7 protein-coding genes are annotated in these 16463 nt (G+C 71.0%); all 7 read left to right on the forward strand.

Annotation, left to right across the window (positions count from 1 at the left end; all coding sequences use genetic code 11):
* The first annotated feature begins 171 nt into the window (after window positions 1–171).
* The 7 genes from E1262_RS10825 (at window position 172) to E1262_RS10855 (ending at window position 16227) form a co-directional block, all read left to right on the forward strand.
* Window positions 172–2304: a PQQ-dependent sugar dehydrogenase gene (locus E1262_RS10825; protein WP_132103146.1), complete on the forward strand. Its 2133-nt coding sequence runs from the start codon at window positions 172–174 to the stop codon at window positions 2302–2304.
* Between the two features lie 1103 nt (window positions 2305–3407).
* On the forward strand, window positions 3408–4673 hold the full coding sequence (locus tag E1262_RS10830; protein WP_132103147.1) for an ROK family transcriptional regulator: 1266 nt from the start codon (window positions 3408–3410) through the stop codon (window positions 4671–4673).
* A gap of 17 nt (window positions 4674–4690) precedes the next feature.
* A complete protein-coding gene (locus tag E1262_RS10835; RefSeq protein WP_132103188.1) occupies window positions 4691–6175 on the forward strand; it encodes a sugar ABC transporter ATP-binding protein in 1485 nt (494 codons plus the stop codon).
* On the forward strand, window positions 6172–7245 hold the full coding sequence (locus E1262_RS10840; RefSeq protein ID WP_238992897.1) for an ABC transporter permease: 1074 nt from the start codon (window positions 6172–6174) through the stop codon (window positions 7243–7245). The genes E1262_RS10835 and E1262_RS10840 overlap by 4 nt, the downstream gene beginning before the upstream one ends.
* A gap of 79 nt (window positions 7246–7324) precedes the next feature.
* Window positions 7325–8392 carry a substrate-binding domain-containing protein gene (locus tag E1262_RS10845; protein WP_132103148.1) on the forward strand — a complete coding sequence of 356 codons (1068 nt, stop codon included), beginning with the start codon at window positions 7325–7327 and terminating at the stop codon, window positions 8390–8392.
* Between the two features lie 88 nt (window positions 8393–8480).
* Window positions 8481–9674 carry a Gfo/Idh/MocA family protein gene (locus E1262_RS10850; protein ID WP_132103149.1) on the forward strand — a complete coding sequence of 398 codons (1194 nt, stop codon included), beginning with the start codon at window positions 8481–8483 and terminating at the stop codon, window positions 9672–9674.
* A 226-nt stretch (window positions 9675–9900) separates the two neighbouring features.
* Window positions 9901–16227, forward strand: a complete 6327-nt coding sequence (locus E1262_RS10855) for a ThuA domain-containing protein (protein WP_203453755.1) — start codon at window positions 9901–9903, stop codon at window positions 16225–16227.
* Window positions 16228–16463 lie beyond the last annotated feature (236 nt).

Below are 16463 nucleotides of genomic sequence, written 5' to 3' on the forward strand. Positions count from 1 at the left end.
CGGTGGGCCGGGCCGCAGATCGGCCCACCGGCGCCTCACCCTGTCCAGAACGGACTTTCGTCACGTCAGCGCTCAGATTGCACGGTTGATGACGAAACTGTTTCAAACGTCTTGACATAGTGGAAACAGGACGTTTGTCTGAGGCCTTCCGAACCGTGATCGGAGGGCAGCATGCGCAAAGCCGTAGTGATGGCGGCGGGGGCGCTCGTCGCGTCCACGCTCGTCGCGGCTCCCGGACTGGCGGCGTCCGGGGCACCCGGTCCCGCCGCGGCCCCGGAGGCGGCACCGCCGGATTCGGCGTTCCAGAAAATCACCCTGAACGACACCCCGGGCGAGCCGATGGACCTCGTGGTCCTCCCGGACGGCCGGGTGCTGCACACCACGCGGGCCGGCGAGGTGTGGCTGCACGACCCCGACACGCGGCTCAACACGCTGGCCGCGGAGCTCGACGTCTACGCGCACGACGAGGAGGGGCTGCAGAGCATCGCCATCGACCCCGGGTTCGGCACGACCAACGACTGGATCTACCTCTACTACTCGCCGCCTCTGGACACCCCGCTCGACGACCCGCTGACCCCGACGGTCAACGAGGGCGACGCGCCGTTCACGGGGACCCCGGCGGACTGGGAGCCGTTCGAGGGGCACATCACGCTGTCGCGGTTCGAGCTCGTCGGTGACGAGATCGACCTGTCGACCGAGCAGCACATCATGGACGTGCCAGTCGACCGCGGCATCTGCTGCCACGTCGGCGGCGACATCGCGTTCGACGACGCCGGGCACCTGTATCTCGGCACCGGCGACGACACCAACCCGTTCGAGTCCGACGGGTACGCGCCCATCGACGAGCGGCCGGACCGCAACCCGGCCTTCGACGCGCAGCGCACCTCCGCGAACACCAACGACCTGCGCGGCAAGGTGCTGCGGATCGTCGTCGGCGAGGACGGCGGCTACACGATCCCCGAGGGGAACCTGTTCCCGCCGGGCACCGAGGGCACCCGGCCGGAGATCTACGCGATGGGCCTGCGCAACCCGTTCCGGCTCGAGGTGCAGCCGGAGACCGGTGACGTCTACGTCGGCGACTACTCGCCCGACGCCGACGAGGCCGACCCCGCCCGCGGTCCGGCCGGGCAGGGCAAGTGGACCGTCATCCGCGAGCCGGCGAACTACGGCTGGCCGTACTGCGCGACGGCCGAGCTGCCGTACGTCGACTACGACTTCGCCACCGGCGTCTCCGGCGAGCCGTTCGACTGCGCCGCGCCGGTGAACGAGTCGCCGCACAACACCGGGCTCACCGAGCTGCCGCCGGTGACGCAGCCGGACATCTGGTACGGCTACGGCGAGTCGGCGGAGTTCCCGGAGCTGGGCACCGGCGGCATCGGCCCGATGGGCGGCCCGGCGTACGACTTCGACCCGCGCGACACCCGCGGCCGCGCGCCGATCGCGTGGCCGGAGCACTACGACGGCGTCCCGCTGCTCTACGAGTGGACCCGCGACTGGATCAAGGGCATCCACCTGGACGAGAACGGCGACGTCGCGGCCATCGAGGACGTCGTCCCGTCGATCGTCGTCGACAACCCGATGGACATGGAGTTCGGCCCCGACGGCGCGCTCTACGTGCTGGAGTACGGCGACGGCTTCTTCGCCGAGAACCCCGACGCGCAGCTGTCGCGCATCGACCACATCGGCCTCGGCGGGAACCACACGCCGGTCCCGCAGGTGGCGGCCGACGTCACCCAGGGGCATGCGCCGATGACCGTGCAGTTCTCCAGCGCGGGCACGGCCGACGAGGACGGCGACCGGCTGCGCTATGAGTGGGACTTCGACGGCGACGGCCGGGTCGACTCGCGGCTGCGGAACCCGTCGTTCACCTACGAGGAGAACGGCCTCTACCACGCGACGCTCAAGGTCACCGACCTGGGCGGCAAGCACCGGGGCAAGACGGCGTCGGCCGAGGTCGACATCATCGTCGGCAACCTCACCCCGGTGGTCGAGTTCGTGACGCCCGCCGCGGGCGACACGTTCGCCTTCGGCGACGAGGTCGCGTACGAGGTGCGGGTCACCGACGACCAGCCGGTGGACTGCTCCCGCCTCCAGGTGACCTACATCCTCGGCCACGACGACCACGGTCACCCGCAGACGACGGCGCTCGGCTGCACCGGCACGCTGCGGACGACCCTGCCGGGTGGCCACGACCCGGGCGACAACCTGCGCGGCGTCTTCAATGCCACCTACACCGACGACCCCGGCGAGGGTGTGCCGTCACTGACCGCCAGTGCGGAGGTGGTGCTGGTCCCGGAGGGCTGACGTCCTGACCGTTCGGACGCACACACCGGCCGGGTTCTCGTCCATGGGGCGGGAACCCGGCCGGATTCACGGGGTTGGCGGAGGATGTGCGTCTTGGTGGCTGGGTTCGCCGGATGGCACACGTTGGCCGGGGATGGCCGCGTGGGCCGTCCCCCTGCTGCCCATTCTCTTGGCCGCGCACACGCGCCTCAAGCGGACCAATGGGGCACTTCGCGCCGACGGGGGACCGCTTGACCCGCGCGCACGCGGCCGAAGAACGGGCAGCTATCAGGGGGACGGCGGAAGAGCGGGCACAGCCCGCCGTGGCGAACGTGCGCGCCCGTGTCCGCGTTTTGCGGGCCGCCCACCACGATTCCTCGTGCGTCAACACGCTTACAACCGTGTTGACGCACGAGGAATCGTGGTGATGTCCGCGATCGTCGATGATCAACACTGTCCACACGCGGACCACGCCAGCGCTGGTCGAGGTGTGCCCAGATTCGCCCCGTCCCTGATAGCTGCCCGTTCTTGGCCGCGGGCGCGCGGGTCAAGTCCGCCTCTCCGTCGCGAAGCGACCCCATCAGCGGACTTGAGGCGTGCGTTCGCGGCAAGAGAATGGGGCAGCAGGGGGACGGCGAACCTCACGGCTCCGGCGAACGGGTTCACCGAGTCCAACCCGCCCACGGGTCAGCCGGGCCACCTCGGCCGCGACGGCGTCGGTCCCGACGCGGCGGCGACGTTGAAACGGTTCGCCACTTTGTCCAATCAGTGTCAGAAGTTCGTCGTTCGCGTGCATGAAACCCGGCTTCGGTGCTGACGTTCTGTCGCCCTGGTGCCGGATGTTGCCGAACCGTGACCTCGCCCGCCCGGCCCTCCGCGTCCGCACGTCAGGCGCCCGGTCCGGGCGGTCAAGCCCCAGCTCAAGCCGCATATCACCTGGTATGCACCGAGTCGTCCGGCCACTCCGGCGGCCGCGGCCGGGCCGCCGGTCGTGCGGGCGTCATCGGCTGGTCACCGGAAGAAACTCGTTCGTAACTCTTGACCTTGAGTGGCCGCCCTTCCTAGTTTGTTGTCCCATCCGACGAACACCCGTGATGCAGGTCACGCCGGGAGAGGGGGCACCTATGACGGACGCGTCCGCGCCCGCCGACCAGGTGTTCCTGCGCCGGCACAACCTCGCCATGGTGCTGCGCGACTTGCGCGACGCCGGCCCGCGCTCGCGGGCCCGCATCGCCGCCGACACCGGCCTCAACAAGGCCACCGTCTCGAGCCTGGTCGCCGAGCTGGCCGAACTCGGGCTGGTCCGCGACGGCGACGTCGAGCGCGGCGGCGGGGTGGGCCGGCCCGGGCAGACGGTCGAGATCGACGGCCGCATCTGCGGCCTGGGCGCCGAGGTCAACGTCGACTACGTCGCCGTCCTGGTGCTCGACCTGCGCGGCGAGGAGCTCAGCTACGTCCGCACCCCGCTCGACGTGCCGCGGCTGGGCGTGGAGAAGACGCTGGACGAGCTGGCCGCCGCCATCGCGGCCGCCGTCGACGACGCCGCCGCCAAGGGGCACGAGGTCGCCGGCATCACCGTCGGCATCCCCGGCATGGTCGAGACCGCTCCCGGCGTGCTGCGGCACGCGCCGAACATCGGCTGGCGCGAGGTGCGCATCGCCGACGAGCTGGCCGCCCGGCTGGCCGGCCCGGGCGCGACCATCCGGGTCGACAACGACGCCAACCTCAGCGCGCTGGCCGAGTACGCCGTCGGCACGTCGGCGGGCACGGCCGACCTCGTCTACGTCACCGGCGAGACCGGCGTCGGCGGCGGCATCATCTCCGACGGCGTGCTGCTGCGCGGCACCGAGGGCTACGGCGGCGAGATCGGCCACATGCCGATCGGCGACCCGGCGCACCGCTGCGGCTGCGGCAAGCTCGGCTGCTGGGAGGCGTCGGTCGGCCTGGCCGCGCTGCTGCGCGAGGTGGCCGACAAGGACGACCCCGTCACCGACCCGTCGGTCGACCTCGAGGTCCGGCTGGCCGAGATGCGCCGCCGCGCCGCGCTCGGCGACGGGCGGACGCTGCGCGGCATCGAGGCGGTCGGCACGTCGCTCGGGCTCGGCGCGGCCATCCTGGTCAACCTGTTCAACCCGCGGGTGATCGTGCTCGGCGGCTACTTCGCGGCGCTGGGCGAGTTCTTCCTGCCGGCCATGGAGACCGAGCTGGACAAGCGGGTCGTCGCGCCGGCCCGCGGCGGCTGCCGCATCGAGCTGTCCGCGCTCGGGTTCACGGCCGCCTGCCGGGGCGGCGCGCACGTCGCGCTGGAAGCCGTCTTCACCGACCCCGCGGCTGTGGGCATGGCGGCCGCCTCCTCGATTCCTTCCCCACTCCCCGGAGGTGTGGCGTGAGCGACCCGCTGCTGCAGATGCACGGCATCGTCAAGGTCTTCCCGGGCGTGCGGGCCCTCGACGGCGTCGACCTCGACGTCCGCGCCGGCGAGGTGCACTGCCTGCTCGGCCAGAACGGCGCCGGCAAGTCCACGCTGATCAAGGTGCTGGCCGGCGCCCACCAGCCGGACGAGGGCGAGATCCGCTGGCAGGGCGAGCAGATCCGGCTCACCACGCCGATGGCGGCGATGAAGAACGGCATCGCGACGATCTACCAGGAGCTGGACCTCGTCGACGGCCTCACCGTCGCCGAGAACATCTACCTCGGCCACGAAATGGCCTCCGCCGGCTTCGCCCGCCGCGGTGAGACCCAGAAGGCCGCCGCCGCGCTACTGTCCCGGCTCGGGCACCCGGAGATCTCGCCGCGGCGCGAGGTCGGCGCGCTGTCCGCGGCCGGCAAGCAGATCGTCAGCATGGCGCGGGCCCTGTCCCATGACGTCAAGCTGATCATCATGGACGAGCCGTCCGCGGTGCTCGACCAGGAGGAGGTCGCCCGGCTGTTCAAGGTCATCCGTGACCTCACGGCCGAGGGCGTCGCCGTCGTCTACATCTCGCACCGGCTGGAGGAGATCCGCCAGATCGGCGACCGCGTCACGGTGCTGAAGGACGGCCGCACCGTCGCCACCGGCCTGGCCGCCCGCGACACCCCGACACGCGAGCTGACCCGCCGGATGACCGGCCGCGACATCGAGTACGTGTTCCCGCCGCGCCAGTCGCGCGACGGCGACGGCTCGGTCGTGCTCGCGGTCCGCGACCTCTCCGCCGGCAAGGAGTTCAGCGGCGTCGACTTCGAGGTCCGGGCGGGCGAGATCGTCGGGCTGGCCGGGCTGGTCGGCTCCGGCCGCTCGGAGATCCTCGAGACCATCTATGGCGCGCGCAAGGCGTCGTCGGGATCGGTGAGCGTCGACGGCCGGACGCTGCGCAACGGGTCGGTCCGCGCGGCCGTCGGCGCCGGCGTCGGGCTGTGCCCCGAGGAGCGCAAGAGCCAGGGCCTGCTGCTCGACGAGGCCATCTACCGCAACGTCAGCCTCGCCACCATCGGGCGGTTCGCCCGCGGCGGGTTCCTCAACCGCGGCGACGAGAAGCGCGCCGCCACCGAGCACATCAAGTCGCTCGACGTCCGCCCCGCGGACGTCGAGCGCGCCGTCCGCACCCTGTCGGGCGGCAACCAGCAGAAGGTCGTCCTCGCCAGGTGGCTGCTCCGGGAGTGCCGGGTGCTGCTGCTGGACGAGCCGACGCGAGGGGTCGACGTCGGTGCGCGCAGCGAGATCTACGCGCTCGTCCGCCGGCTCGCCGACGAGGGCGTCGCCGTCGTCCTGGTCAGCAGTGAGGTCCCCGAGGTGCTCGGCCTGGCCGACCGGGTGCTGGTCCTTCGGGACGGGGTCGTCGTGCACACCGGGCCGGCCGACGACATCGACGAGCACCGGGTCCTGGACCTGGTGATGGAAGGGAGCGCAGCGTGAGCGAGCAGACGCCGGCCGCACCGCCGACGACCACCCCGCCCGCCGACGAGCATCGCCGCATCGAGGCGGCTGCCGCCGCCGAGGGCGAGACCCAGTCCCGCTTCGTCCGGTTCATGACCAGCCCGTTCGGCCGGAACCTCGGCCTCATCGTCGCGCTGCTCGTGCTGTGCGCCGTGGGCGCCGCCACGGCTGGCGACCGCTTCGTCAGCACCGACAACATGCTGACCGTCCTGCGGTTCTCCGCCGTCATCGGCGTGGTCAGCATCGGCATGACGTTCGTGATCATCGGCGGCGGCATCGACCTGTCCGTCGGCGCGATCGTCGCACTCGCGTCCGTGTGGGCCACCACCCTGGCCACGCAGACGATGGCCGAGGACACCCATTGGCTCATCATGGTGTTCGTCGCCTGCGCCGTCGGAGTCGGCTGCGGGCTGGTCAACGGCGTACTCGTGGCGTACGGAGGCATGGCGCCGTTCATTGCGACGCTGGCGATGTTCGCCGCCGCCCGCGGCCTGGCCGAGATCATCTCCGAGAAGCGCACCCAGATCGTCGACGTCCGCGGGCTGGTCGACGTCATCAACGGCGAGTTCATCGGCATCCCGGTGCTGATCTGGATCTTCGCCATCGTCGGCGCCATCGGCTGGGTCCTGCTGAACCGCACCACGTTCGGCCGCCGCACCATCGCCGTCGGCGGCAACGCGACAGCCGCCCGGCTGGCCGGCATCGCGGTCAAGCGGCACACCGTCCTGCTGTACGTGGTGTTGGGGCTGGCCTGCGGCATCGCCGCGATCATGCTGACGGCCCGCACCGGCACCGGCAGCGCGACCCACGGCGGGCTGTACGAGCTCGACGCGATCGCCGCCGTCGTCATCGGCGGGACGCTGCTCACCGGCGGCCGCGGCACCATCGTCGGCACCATCATCGGCGTCCTGATCTTCACCACGCTGACGAACGTGTTCACGCTGAACAACCTCGACAGCTCCACGCAGGCCGTGGCCAAGGGCGCGATCATCGTCGTCGCCGTGCTCCTGCAGCAGCGGGTCGCGGTCCGCGGCAGCGACTCGACCTAGCGCCCGAGCCCTACCACCCCCAGAAGAGCGCACCCGCCGGACGGGCAGTCCGGGACCGATCAATGACGAGGAGAGACCCATGTCCGTAGGCACGAATCGGCCGCACCGCCGGTTGCTGACGTCCATGGCCGCCGTGTTCGCGGCCGGGGCCTTCGTGGTGGGCTGCACCAGCAACGAGCCCGAGGAGGAGGAAAACGCGCCGGCGGCCGAGACGGGCGGCGATGGCGGCGGCAACAGCAACGACGAGCCGGGCGAGACCGTCGTCATCGGCTTCTCCGGCCCTGAGGCCGACCACGGCTGGCTGGCCGCCGTCAACGACTCCGCCATCGCCGAGGCGGAGAACTACGACGACATCGAGCTGCGCACGGCGGAGGGCACCAACGACGCCAGCCTGCAGATCAGCCAGATCGAGACGTTCATCAACGAGGGCGTCGACGCCATCGTGCTGCTGCCCACCGACGGCGCCCAGCTCACCGAGGTGGCCACCCGGGCGATGGAGGCCGGCATCCCGGTCGTCAACGTCGACCGCGAGTTCTCGACGCCGTTCGCCGCCCGCACCACGATCCTCGGCGACAACTACGGCATGGGTGTCTCGGCCGGGACGTACGCCTGCCAGCTGATCGAGGAGCATGGCATCGCCGACCCGGTGATCGCCGAGATCGCCGGCATCGACTCGCTGCCGCTCACCCAGGACCGCTCGCAGGGCTTCGAGGACGCGCTCGCCGCCTGCGACCAGACCGTCGACAACCGCGTCGCCGCCGAGTTCACCGTCGAGTCCGGCGAGGAGCAGGCCGCGAACCTGCTGCAGGCCGCGCCGCAGATCGACATCATCTGGAACCACGACGACGACCAGGGCGTCGGCGTCAAGCAGGCGTTCGACAACGCCGGCCGCGACGAGTTCTTCTTCATCGGCGGCGCCGGCTCCTCGAACGCGATGCAGTGGATCCAGGACGGCGAGATGGAGGCCACCATCCTCTACCCGCCGACGCAGGCTGCCGACGGCATCCGGCTGGCCCGGCTGCTGGCGCAGAACAAGGGGATGTCGGACCTGGTGCAGGTCGAGGTGCCGCGCCGGATCGTGCTGAACGCTCCGGTGGTCAACGCCGACAACGTCGAGGACTACCTGCACCTGGGCTTCGAGTCCTAGTAAGGACGGGCGAGGTGGCGGGGCCGGCGCCGGTCCCGCCACCGCCTCGCCCGTCACCAACGGGGGCACACAACGGAAGGCACAGCACATGACGGTTGACGACACGCCGACCCTCGGCATCGGGATGGTGGGCTACGCGTTCATGGGGGCGGCCCACTCCCAGGCCTGGCGCAATGCGCGTAGTTTCTTCGATGTTCCAGTTGTTCCGCTCCTCAGAGCGCTGGGCGGCCGGAACTTCGAAGCAGCGAGCAACGTCGCCAGACGCTTCGGGTGGGAGAGCGTCGAGACGGACTGGCGGCAGCTCATCGCCCGCGACGACGTGGGTTTGGTCGACGTCTGCACGCCCGGCGACACGCACGCCGAGATCGCGATCGCGGCGCTCGAAGCCGGCAAGCACGTGCTCTGCGAGAAGCCGCTGGCCAACACCGTGGCCGAGGCCGAGGCCATGGTCGAGGCGGCGGAGAAGGCGGCGGAGTCGGGCGTGCGCAGCCTGGTCGGCTTCACCTACCGCCGGGTGCCGGCCATCGCGCTGGCCCGGCAGCTGGTGGCCGAGGGCCGGCTCGGGCAGCTGCACCACGTCCGCGCGCAGTACCTGCAGGACTGGATCGCCGACCCGGACGTGCCGCTGTCGTGGCGGCTGCAGAAGGACAAGGCCGGCTCCGGCGCGCTCGGCGACATCGGCGCGCACGTCATCGACCTGACGCAGTACATCACCGGCGAGCGCATCACCGGCGTCAGCGCGATCCTCGAGACGTTCGTCAAGGAGCGCCCGATCCCCGAGTCGTTCACCGGGCTGGCCGGCTCCGCGTCCGAGCACGCCGCGAAGGGCCCCGTCACCGTCGACGACACCGCGCTGTTCCTGACCCGGTTCACCGGGGGAGCGGTGGGCTCGTTCGAGGCGACCCGGTTCGCCACCGGGCGCAAGAACGCCATCCGCGTCGAGATCAACGGGGCGAAGGGCAGCCTCGCGTTCGACTTCGAGGACATGAACGTCCTCAACGTCTTCGACAACACCGAGGACCCCCGGGTGGGCGGCTTCAAACGGGTGCTGGTCACCGAGCCCAGCCACCCGTACATCAGCGCCTGGTGGCCCGCGGGGCACGGGCTGGGCTACGAGCACGCCTTCACCCACCAGGCCGTCGACCTGCTGACGGCGATCGCCGAGGGCCGCGACCCGGAGCCGTCGTTCGCCGACGGCCTGAACATCCAGCGGATCCTGGCCGCTGTCGAGGACAGCGCCGCGGCCGGGAGCGCGTGGACGGAGGTGCCCGCACCCACCTGATCCACGCGGCCGGCACCGCCGGCGCGACGATGCACCTACCCGCAGCTTGCGAGGACGAGACATTTCGGCCTCACCGGAAAAGCATGGTTCGGCCGAGAACCACGGGGGAACCCCCGGCACGGAGCGCACTTCCCGTTTCCGACAGTCGAAGGAGACTGTGGTGAGTCATCCCGCGCAACGCGCCCGCCGATGGGCGCGGCGATTATTGGCTGCAGGTGTCGCCGTCGTGACGGCGGTCCCGCTCGCGGTCGCCGCGATGGCGCCCCCGGCCGCGGCCCACCCCGGCCACGGCGGTTACTCGATCCTGGTGTTCTCGAAGACCGCGGGGTTCCGGCACGACTCGATCCCGGCGGGCATCGCGGCGATCCAGCAGCTGGGCGCCGAGCACGACTTCGACGTCACCGCGACGGAGGACGCCACGGCGTTCACCGACGCGAACCTGGCCCAGTACGACGCCGTCGTCTGGCTGTCCACCACCGGCGACGTGCTCAACGCCGACCAGCAGGCGGCGTTCGAGCGGTACATCCAGGCCGGCGGCGGGTACGCCGGCATCCACTCCGCGTCCGACACCGAGTACAGCTGGCCGTGGTACGGCGGGCTGGTCGGTGCCTACTTCGCCAGCCACCCGCAGAACCAGACCGCGACGGTCAAGGTGGAGGACCCGGCGCACCCGTCGACGGCGCACCTCGACCCGCTCTGGTCCCGGTTCGACGAGTGGTACAACTACCAGTCCAACCCGCGCGGGAACGTGCACGTGCTGACGTCGCTGGACGAGAAATCGTACTCGCCAGGCGGCGGCGCCATGGGTGCGGACCACCCGATCACCTGGTGCCAGGACTACGACGGCGGCCGGTCCTGGTACACCGGCCTGGGCCACACCATCGAGTCGTACTCGGAGCCCGACTTCCTGCAGCTGGTCCTCGGCGGCATCGAGACCGCGGCCGGCGTCACGCCGGCGGACTGCTCGGCCAGCAAGCCGGACAGCTTCGAGAAGGTGACGCTCGACGACACCACCAGCAACCCGATGGAGCTGGCGGTCGCCGACGACGGGCGGGTCCTCTACATCGACCGCAACGGCGCGGTCCGGCTCATCCGGCCCGACGGCTCGGCCACCACGGTCGGCACGCTGAGCGTGTACACGGGCCAGGAGTTCGGCCTCATGGGCATCGCGCTGGACCCCGACTTCACCACCAACGGCTGGATCTACCTCACCTACGCACCGGCGGGCGGCGAGGCGATCGACCGGGTGTCGCGGTTCACGCTGACCGGCGAGACGCTCGACCTCGCCAGCGAGACAGTCATCATCGAGTACCCGACCAACCGGGTCGAGTGCTGCCACGCCGGCGGCGCGCTGGAGTTCGACAACGACGGCAACCTGTACCTCACCACCGGCGACAACACGAACCCGTTCGCGTCCAACGGCTACGCGCCGATCGACGAGCGGCCCGGCCGCGAGCTCTGGGACGCCCAGCGCACGTCGGCCAACACCAACAGCCTCAGCGGCAAGGTGCTGCGCATCACCCCGTCCGACGGCGGCGGCTACACGATCCCCGCGGGGAACCTGTTCCCTTCAGGTACCGCGCAGACCCGGCCCGAGATCTTCGCGATGGGCTTCCGCAACCCGTTCCGCATCGGTCTGGACCCGGCGACGAACAAGCTCATGGTCGCCGACTACGGCCCGGACGCCGGAAGCGCGAACCCCAGCCGCGGCCCGGACGGCCGGGTGGAGTGGAACATCGTCGACCAGCCCGGGTTCTACGGCTGGCCGTACTGCGTCGGCAACAACACGCCGTACATCGACTTCGACTTCGCCACCAACCAGTCGGGCGCCGCGTTCAACTGCGACGCACCGGTCAACAACTCGCCGAACAACACCGGCCTGACGCAACTGCCGGCTGCCATACAGGCGGAGGTCTGGTACGGCTACTCCACCAACCCGCTGTTCCAGGAGATCGGCGGCGGTGGCGCCCCGATGGCCGGCGGCGTCTACCGGTATGACCCGGACCTGGTGTCTGACCGCAAGTGGCCGGCGTACTGGGACGGCAAGGCCATCTTCGGTGAGTGGAACCAGGGCAACCTGTACTCGTTCCAGCTGGACGAGGCCGGTTCCGCCGTCACCGACATCAACGCCGTCTTCCCGGACTGGCCGTTCGCCCGGCCGCACGCCCTGCAGTGGGGCCCGGACGGCGCGCTGTACGTGATCGAGTGGGGTAGCGGCTTCGGCGGCAACAACGCCGACTCCGGCGTCTACCGCATCGACTACGTGCAGGGCACCCGGGCGCCGGTGGCGCGCATCAGCGCCAGCGCGACGTCCGGCCCGGTGCCGCTGGAGGTGTCGTTCGACGGCACCGCGTCGATCGACCCCGAGGGCGGGCCGGTCACCTACGCGTGGGACTTCAACGGCGACGGCACGGTCGACTCCACCGAGCCGGAGGCGTCGTACACGTATACGACGGCGGGCGACTACACCGTCGCGCTGACCGTCACGGACGGCGACGGCCTGCAGGACATCGCCAACGTCGAGATCGCGGCCGGCAACACCGCACCCGAGGTGAACGTGGCCTGGCCGCCGAACGGCGGGTTCTTCGACTTCGGCGACACCATTCGCTACGAGGTGAGCGCCACCGACGCCGAGGACGGCCAGGGCGAGTGCCCGCGCATCGTCACCCAGCCCGGGCTCGGCCACGACGAGCACTCGCACGAGTACGCCGAGTACTTCGGCTGCGCGGGCACGTTCGCGCTGCCCGGCGACGAGGGGCACGTCGGCGCGAACATCTTCGGCACCGTCACGGTCACCTACACCGACAACGGCGCGCCGAACGTCCGCCCGCTGACCAGCCAGGAGGTGCTGGTCCTGCAGCCCAAGCGGCGCGAGGCCGAGCACTTCGACCACACCGGCCGGCTGTCCGGCTCCACGTCGGGCGGTGACCCGGGCGTGGCGCTGGAAACCACCGGCGACCCGGCCGGCGGCAGCCAGAACATCGGCTGGATCGACGACGGCGACTGGTGGGCGTGGGACCCGATGAACCTCACGAACATCGAGGACATCACGCTGCGGGCGGCGTCGCCGTCGGCCGGCGCCACGGTCGAGGTCCGCACCGGCGCGCCGGATGGCCCGACCGTGGCCACCATCGCCGTGGCGGCGACCGGCGCCTGGCAGGTCTACGGTGAGTTCACCGGCGAGGTGAGCGGCGAGACGGCGACCACGAGCGGCCCGCTCTACTTCGTCAAGACCGCCGGCCAGCTCAACGTGAACTGGATCGACTTCAACGGCCGCGGCGTCACCGACAACCAGCGGCCCGACGTCGAGGTGACCGCGACGCCGACCAGCGGCACCGTCCCGCTGGACGTCGACTTCGAGGCCACCGCCACCGACCCCGAGGGCGACGACCCGCTCACCTACGCGTGGGTCTTCGGCGACGGCGGCACCGCCACCGGCCCCACGGCGTCGCACACCTACACCGAGGCGGGCAGCTACGACGCCTCGGTGACAGTGACCGACGCGCGCGGCGCCGCGGCGACCGAGCACGTCACCATCGAGGTCGACCCGGTCGTGAGCGAGCCGCCGGTCTGCCTCAACGGGCGGTCCGACGGATTCGACGGCACGTCGCTGGACCGAGACCGCTGGACGACGGTGATCCGCGAGAACCAGGACCTCGTGGTCGAGGACGGCTCGCTGGCGCTGCCGACGTCGAGCACCGACATCTACGGCACCAACAACACGAACACGCCGAACATCGTCCTGCAGGACCTGCCGGACGGGCCGTTCACCGCGACCGCGAAGCTGACCATGCAGGCCTACCGGGCCTACCAGCAGGCCGGTCTGATCATCTACGGCGACGACGACAACTACGCCAAGATGGTGCTGGAGGGCCGTGACACCGGCACCACCAACCCGGCGGCGCGCATCTTCCAGTTCATCCGCGAGGAGAACGGCGCGCCCAACGAGGTCGGCGAGAGCAACACCGCCAACCTCGGCGCCGCCTACCCGGACACCGTCTGGGTGCGCTACATCAGCGATGGCACCAACCTGCGCGCCGCGTACAGCGCCGACGGCGTGAACTTCACCGAGATGCCGCAGACGAAGAGCCTGTCCGGCATCACGAACCCGAAGATCGGCCTGGTCGCGTTGTCCGGCACCGGCCAGCCGGTCACCGAGGTGCGGTTCGACTCGTTCCACATCACGCCCGACGACACCGCCACGCCGCCGGCCCCGGACGACGAGTTCGACGGGACGACGCTGGACGGCTGCCGCTGGACCGTGCTGCGGCCGGACGAGACGGGCTACCGGGTCGCCGACGGGAAGCTGGAGATCGACACCCCGAACGGCGACATCTACACCGGCGACACCACGCCGCCGCCGGGGAACTTCATGCTCCAGCCGGCGCCCGCCGGCGACGAGTGGACCATCGAGACGCTGGTCGACGCCTCCGCATTGGTCGAGCAGTACCAGCAGGGCGGGCTGATCGTCTACGAGGACGACGACAACTACGTCAAGTTCGATTTCGTGGTCGACAACCCGGCCGGTCAGCCGGTGGCCCGCCGCATCGAGCTGCGTAGCGAGGTCGGCGCCGCCATCCAGAACCCGCAACCCCAGGTCACCGGCCTGACCCAGGGCGTGTGGCACCTGCGCCTCTCCCGGTCCGGCGACACCTACAGCGGCGCCTACAGCGCCGACGGGCAGACCTGGACCCCGCTGGGCGAGGCGGTCACCAACACCGCGCTGTCCGCGGGCGATGTACGGGTCGGCCTGTTCACCATCGGCACCAACCAGGTGGCGCCCAAGACGGTCACGTTCGACTACTTCCACGTCGACGGCGGCCAGCAGGCCTGCGAGCCGACGGCGCCGGAGGAGGGCTACACCAGCCTCTTCGACGGCACCGAGGCGAGCCTGGCCGGCTGGGAGATGGCCGGTCCGGGCGGGTTCGCGCTTACCGAGGACTGCACGCTGCTGTCCGAGGGCGGCATGGGCCTGTACTGGTACTCGGCGGACTCCTACGAGGACTACAGCCTCAAGCTGGACTGGATGATGCCGGGCGACGACAACTCCGGCGTCTTCGTCGGGTTCCCGAACCCGGGGACCGACCCCTGGGTCGCCGTCAACCAGGGCCACGAGATCCAGATCGACGCCACGGACGCGGCGGACCGCACCACGGGTGCGATCTACGCGTTCCAGGGTGCCGACCAGGCCGCTCGCGACGCGGCGCTCAACCCGCCGGGCGAGTGGAACGAGTACGAGATCGTGGTCCAGGGCGACCGCATCCGGGTCTACCTCAACGGTGCGCTGATCAACGACTACACCGACACCGACCCGAATCGGATGAACCAGCCCAGCTACATCGGCATCCAGAACCACGGAGCCGCGGACCAGGTGTACTTCCGCAACGTCCGCATCCAGGAGCTCGTCGACGAGACGGCGCCCGCGGTCGAGGTCACCCTCGACCCGGCCGAGCCGACCGGCCAGAACGGCTGGTGGACCGGCCCGGTCTCCGTCACCGCGGTGGGCACCGACGAGCAGGGCGGCGAGGTCGCGTTGGAGTACCGGACCGGCGGCGGCGACTGGACGCCGTACACCGGTGCGGTGATCGTGGACGCCGACGGCGAGCACGCGCTGGAGTTCCGTGGCACCGACACCGCCGGCAACGTGTCCGGCCCGGTGCCGGTGGCGGTCCGCAAGGACGCCACGCCGCCGGTCACCACCGCCACGCTCGAGGGCGGCGGCCCGGGCGGCGCCGTGGACGTCACGCTGGCGGCCACCGACGCCACGTCCGGCGTCGCGGCCACCGAGTGGTCGCTCGACGGAGGCGAATGGACGGCCTACGACGGGCCGGTCACGGTCAGCGGCGACGGCGAGCACGAGCTGCTGTACCGCTCGACCGACGCGGCCGGGAACGCCGAGGACGCCAAGGCGGTCACAGTCAGCGTCGACGGGTCCGCGCCGGTGCTGTCGGTGAGCGGCGTCGCGCACGGCCAGCTCTACGGCGACAGCCTGAGCCTGACCGTCAGCTGGGCGGCGACGGACAACGGACCGGTCACTGTGACCGGGACGCTGGACGGCGCGCCGATCCAGTCCGGTGCCGTGGTCGCGCTGCACGCGATCCCGCTCGGCCTGCACGAGCTGGTCGTCGAGGCGACCGACGCGGCCGGCAACAGCACGGTCCAGGAGCTGGTGTTCTTCTCCACGACGTCCTTCTCGGACATGGAGAGCCTGATCACCCAGTTCCAGACGGCCGGGCAGATCACGCCACGAGTGGCCAAGGACCTGCAGAAGTCGCTGTCCACCGCCCGCCGGCAGGAGGGCATGGGCCGCGAGGACCGGGCCGTGATCGCGCTGGAGACGTTCAAGAGCACGGTCAACGCGAAGGTCACCGACGCGGGGGTGCGCGGCACCCTCGTCCGGGACGCCGACGCGATGATCCTCCGGCTCGGCGGCACGCCGCGGCAGGCCGCGGCCGGCGTCGAGGCCAACGGTGGTGAGGCGCTCACCGAGACGGGCCGTCTCGACGGCGACCCGGACCGTACAGAGGGCAAGGAGCTGCCCGCCACGGAGTAACCGTTGTAGCCGACCGCGAGGTCTGACGTCAGTCGGCGATGACACAGTCCCCAACCCCCACCACAAGGAGACGTCACCATGAGAGTTCTGCTGCCGTCCGGCGCGCCGCGCCGGAACGGAACCCGCGACCAGGGCACCTCGGCCCTGCCCCGGATCGCCGGGCCGGGCTCTCGTGGGCGACGGGGAGCCGGCACACGCCGGCTCCCGGCCCCGGTGCCGGAGCGACGCGCTCCGCG

Source organism: Jiangella aurantiaca (assembly GCF_004349105.1).
Taxonomy (GTDB): Bacteria; Actinomycetota; Actinomycetes; order Jiangellales; family Jiangellaceae; genus Jiangella; species Jiangella aurantiaca.

Coding starts and splice junctions, on each gene's coding strand:
- E1262_RS10825 (WP_132103146.1), top strand. CDS start 172: ATGCGCAAAGCCGTAGTGATGGCGGCGGGGGCGCTCGTCGCGTCCACG.
- E1262_RS10830 (WP_132103147.1), top strand. CDS start 3,408: ATGACGGACGCGTCCGCGCCCGCCGACCAGGTGTTCCTGCGCCGGCAC.
- E1262_RS10835 (WP_132103188.1), top strand. CDS start 4,691: ATGCACGGCATCGTCAAGGTCTTCCCGGGCGTGCGGGCCCTCGACGGC.
- E1262_RS10845 (WP_132103148.1), top strand. CDS start 7,325: ATGTCCGTAGGCACGAATCGGCCGCACCGCCGGTTGCTGACGTCCATG.
- E1262_RS10850 (WP_132103149.1), top strand. CDS start 8,481: ATGACGGTTGACGACACGCCGACCCTCGGCATCGGGATGGTGGGCTAC.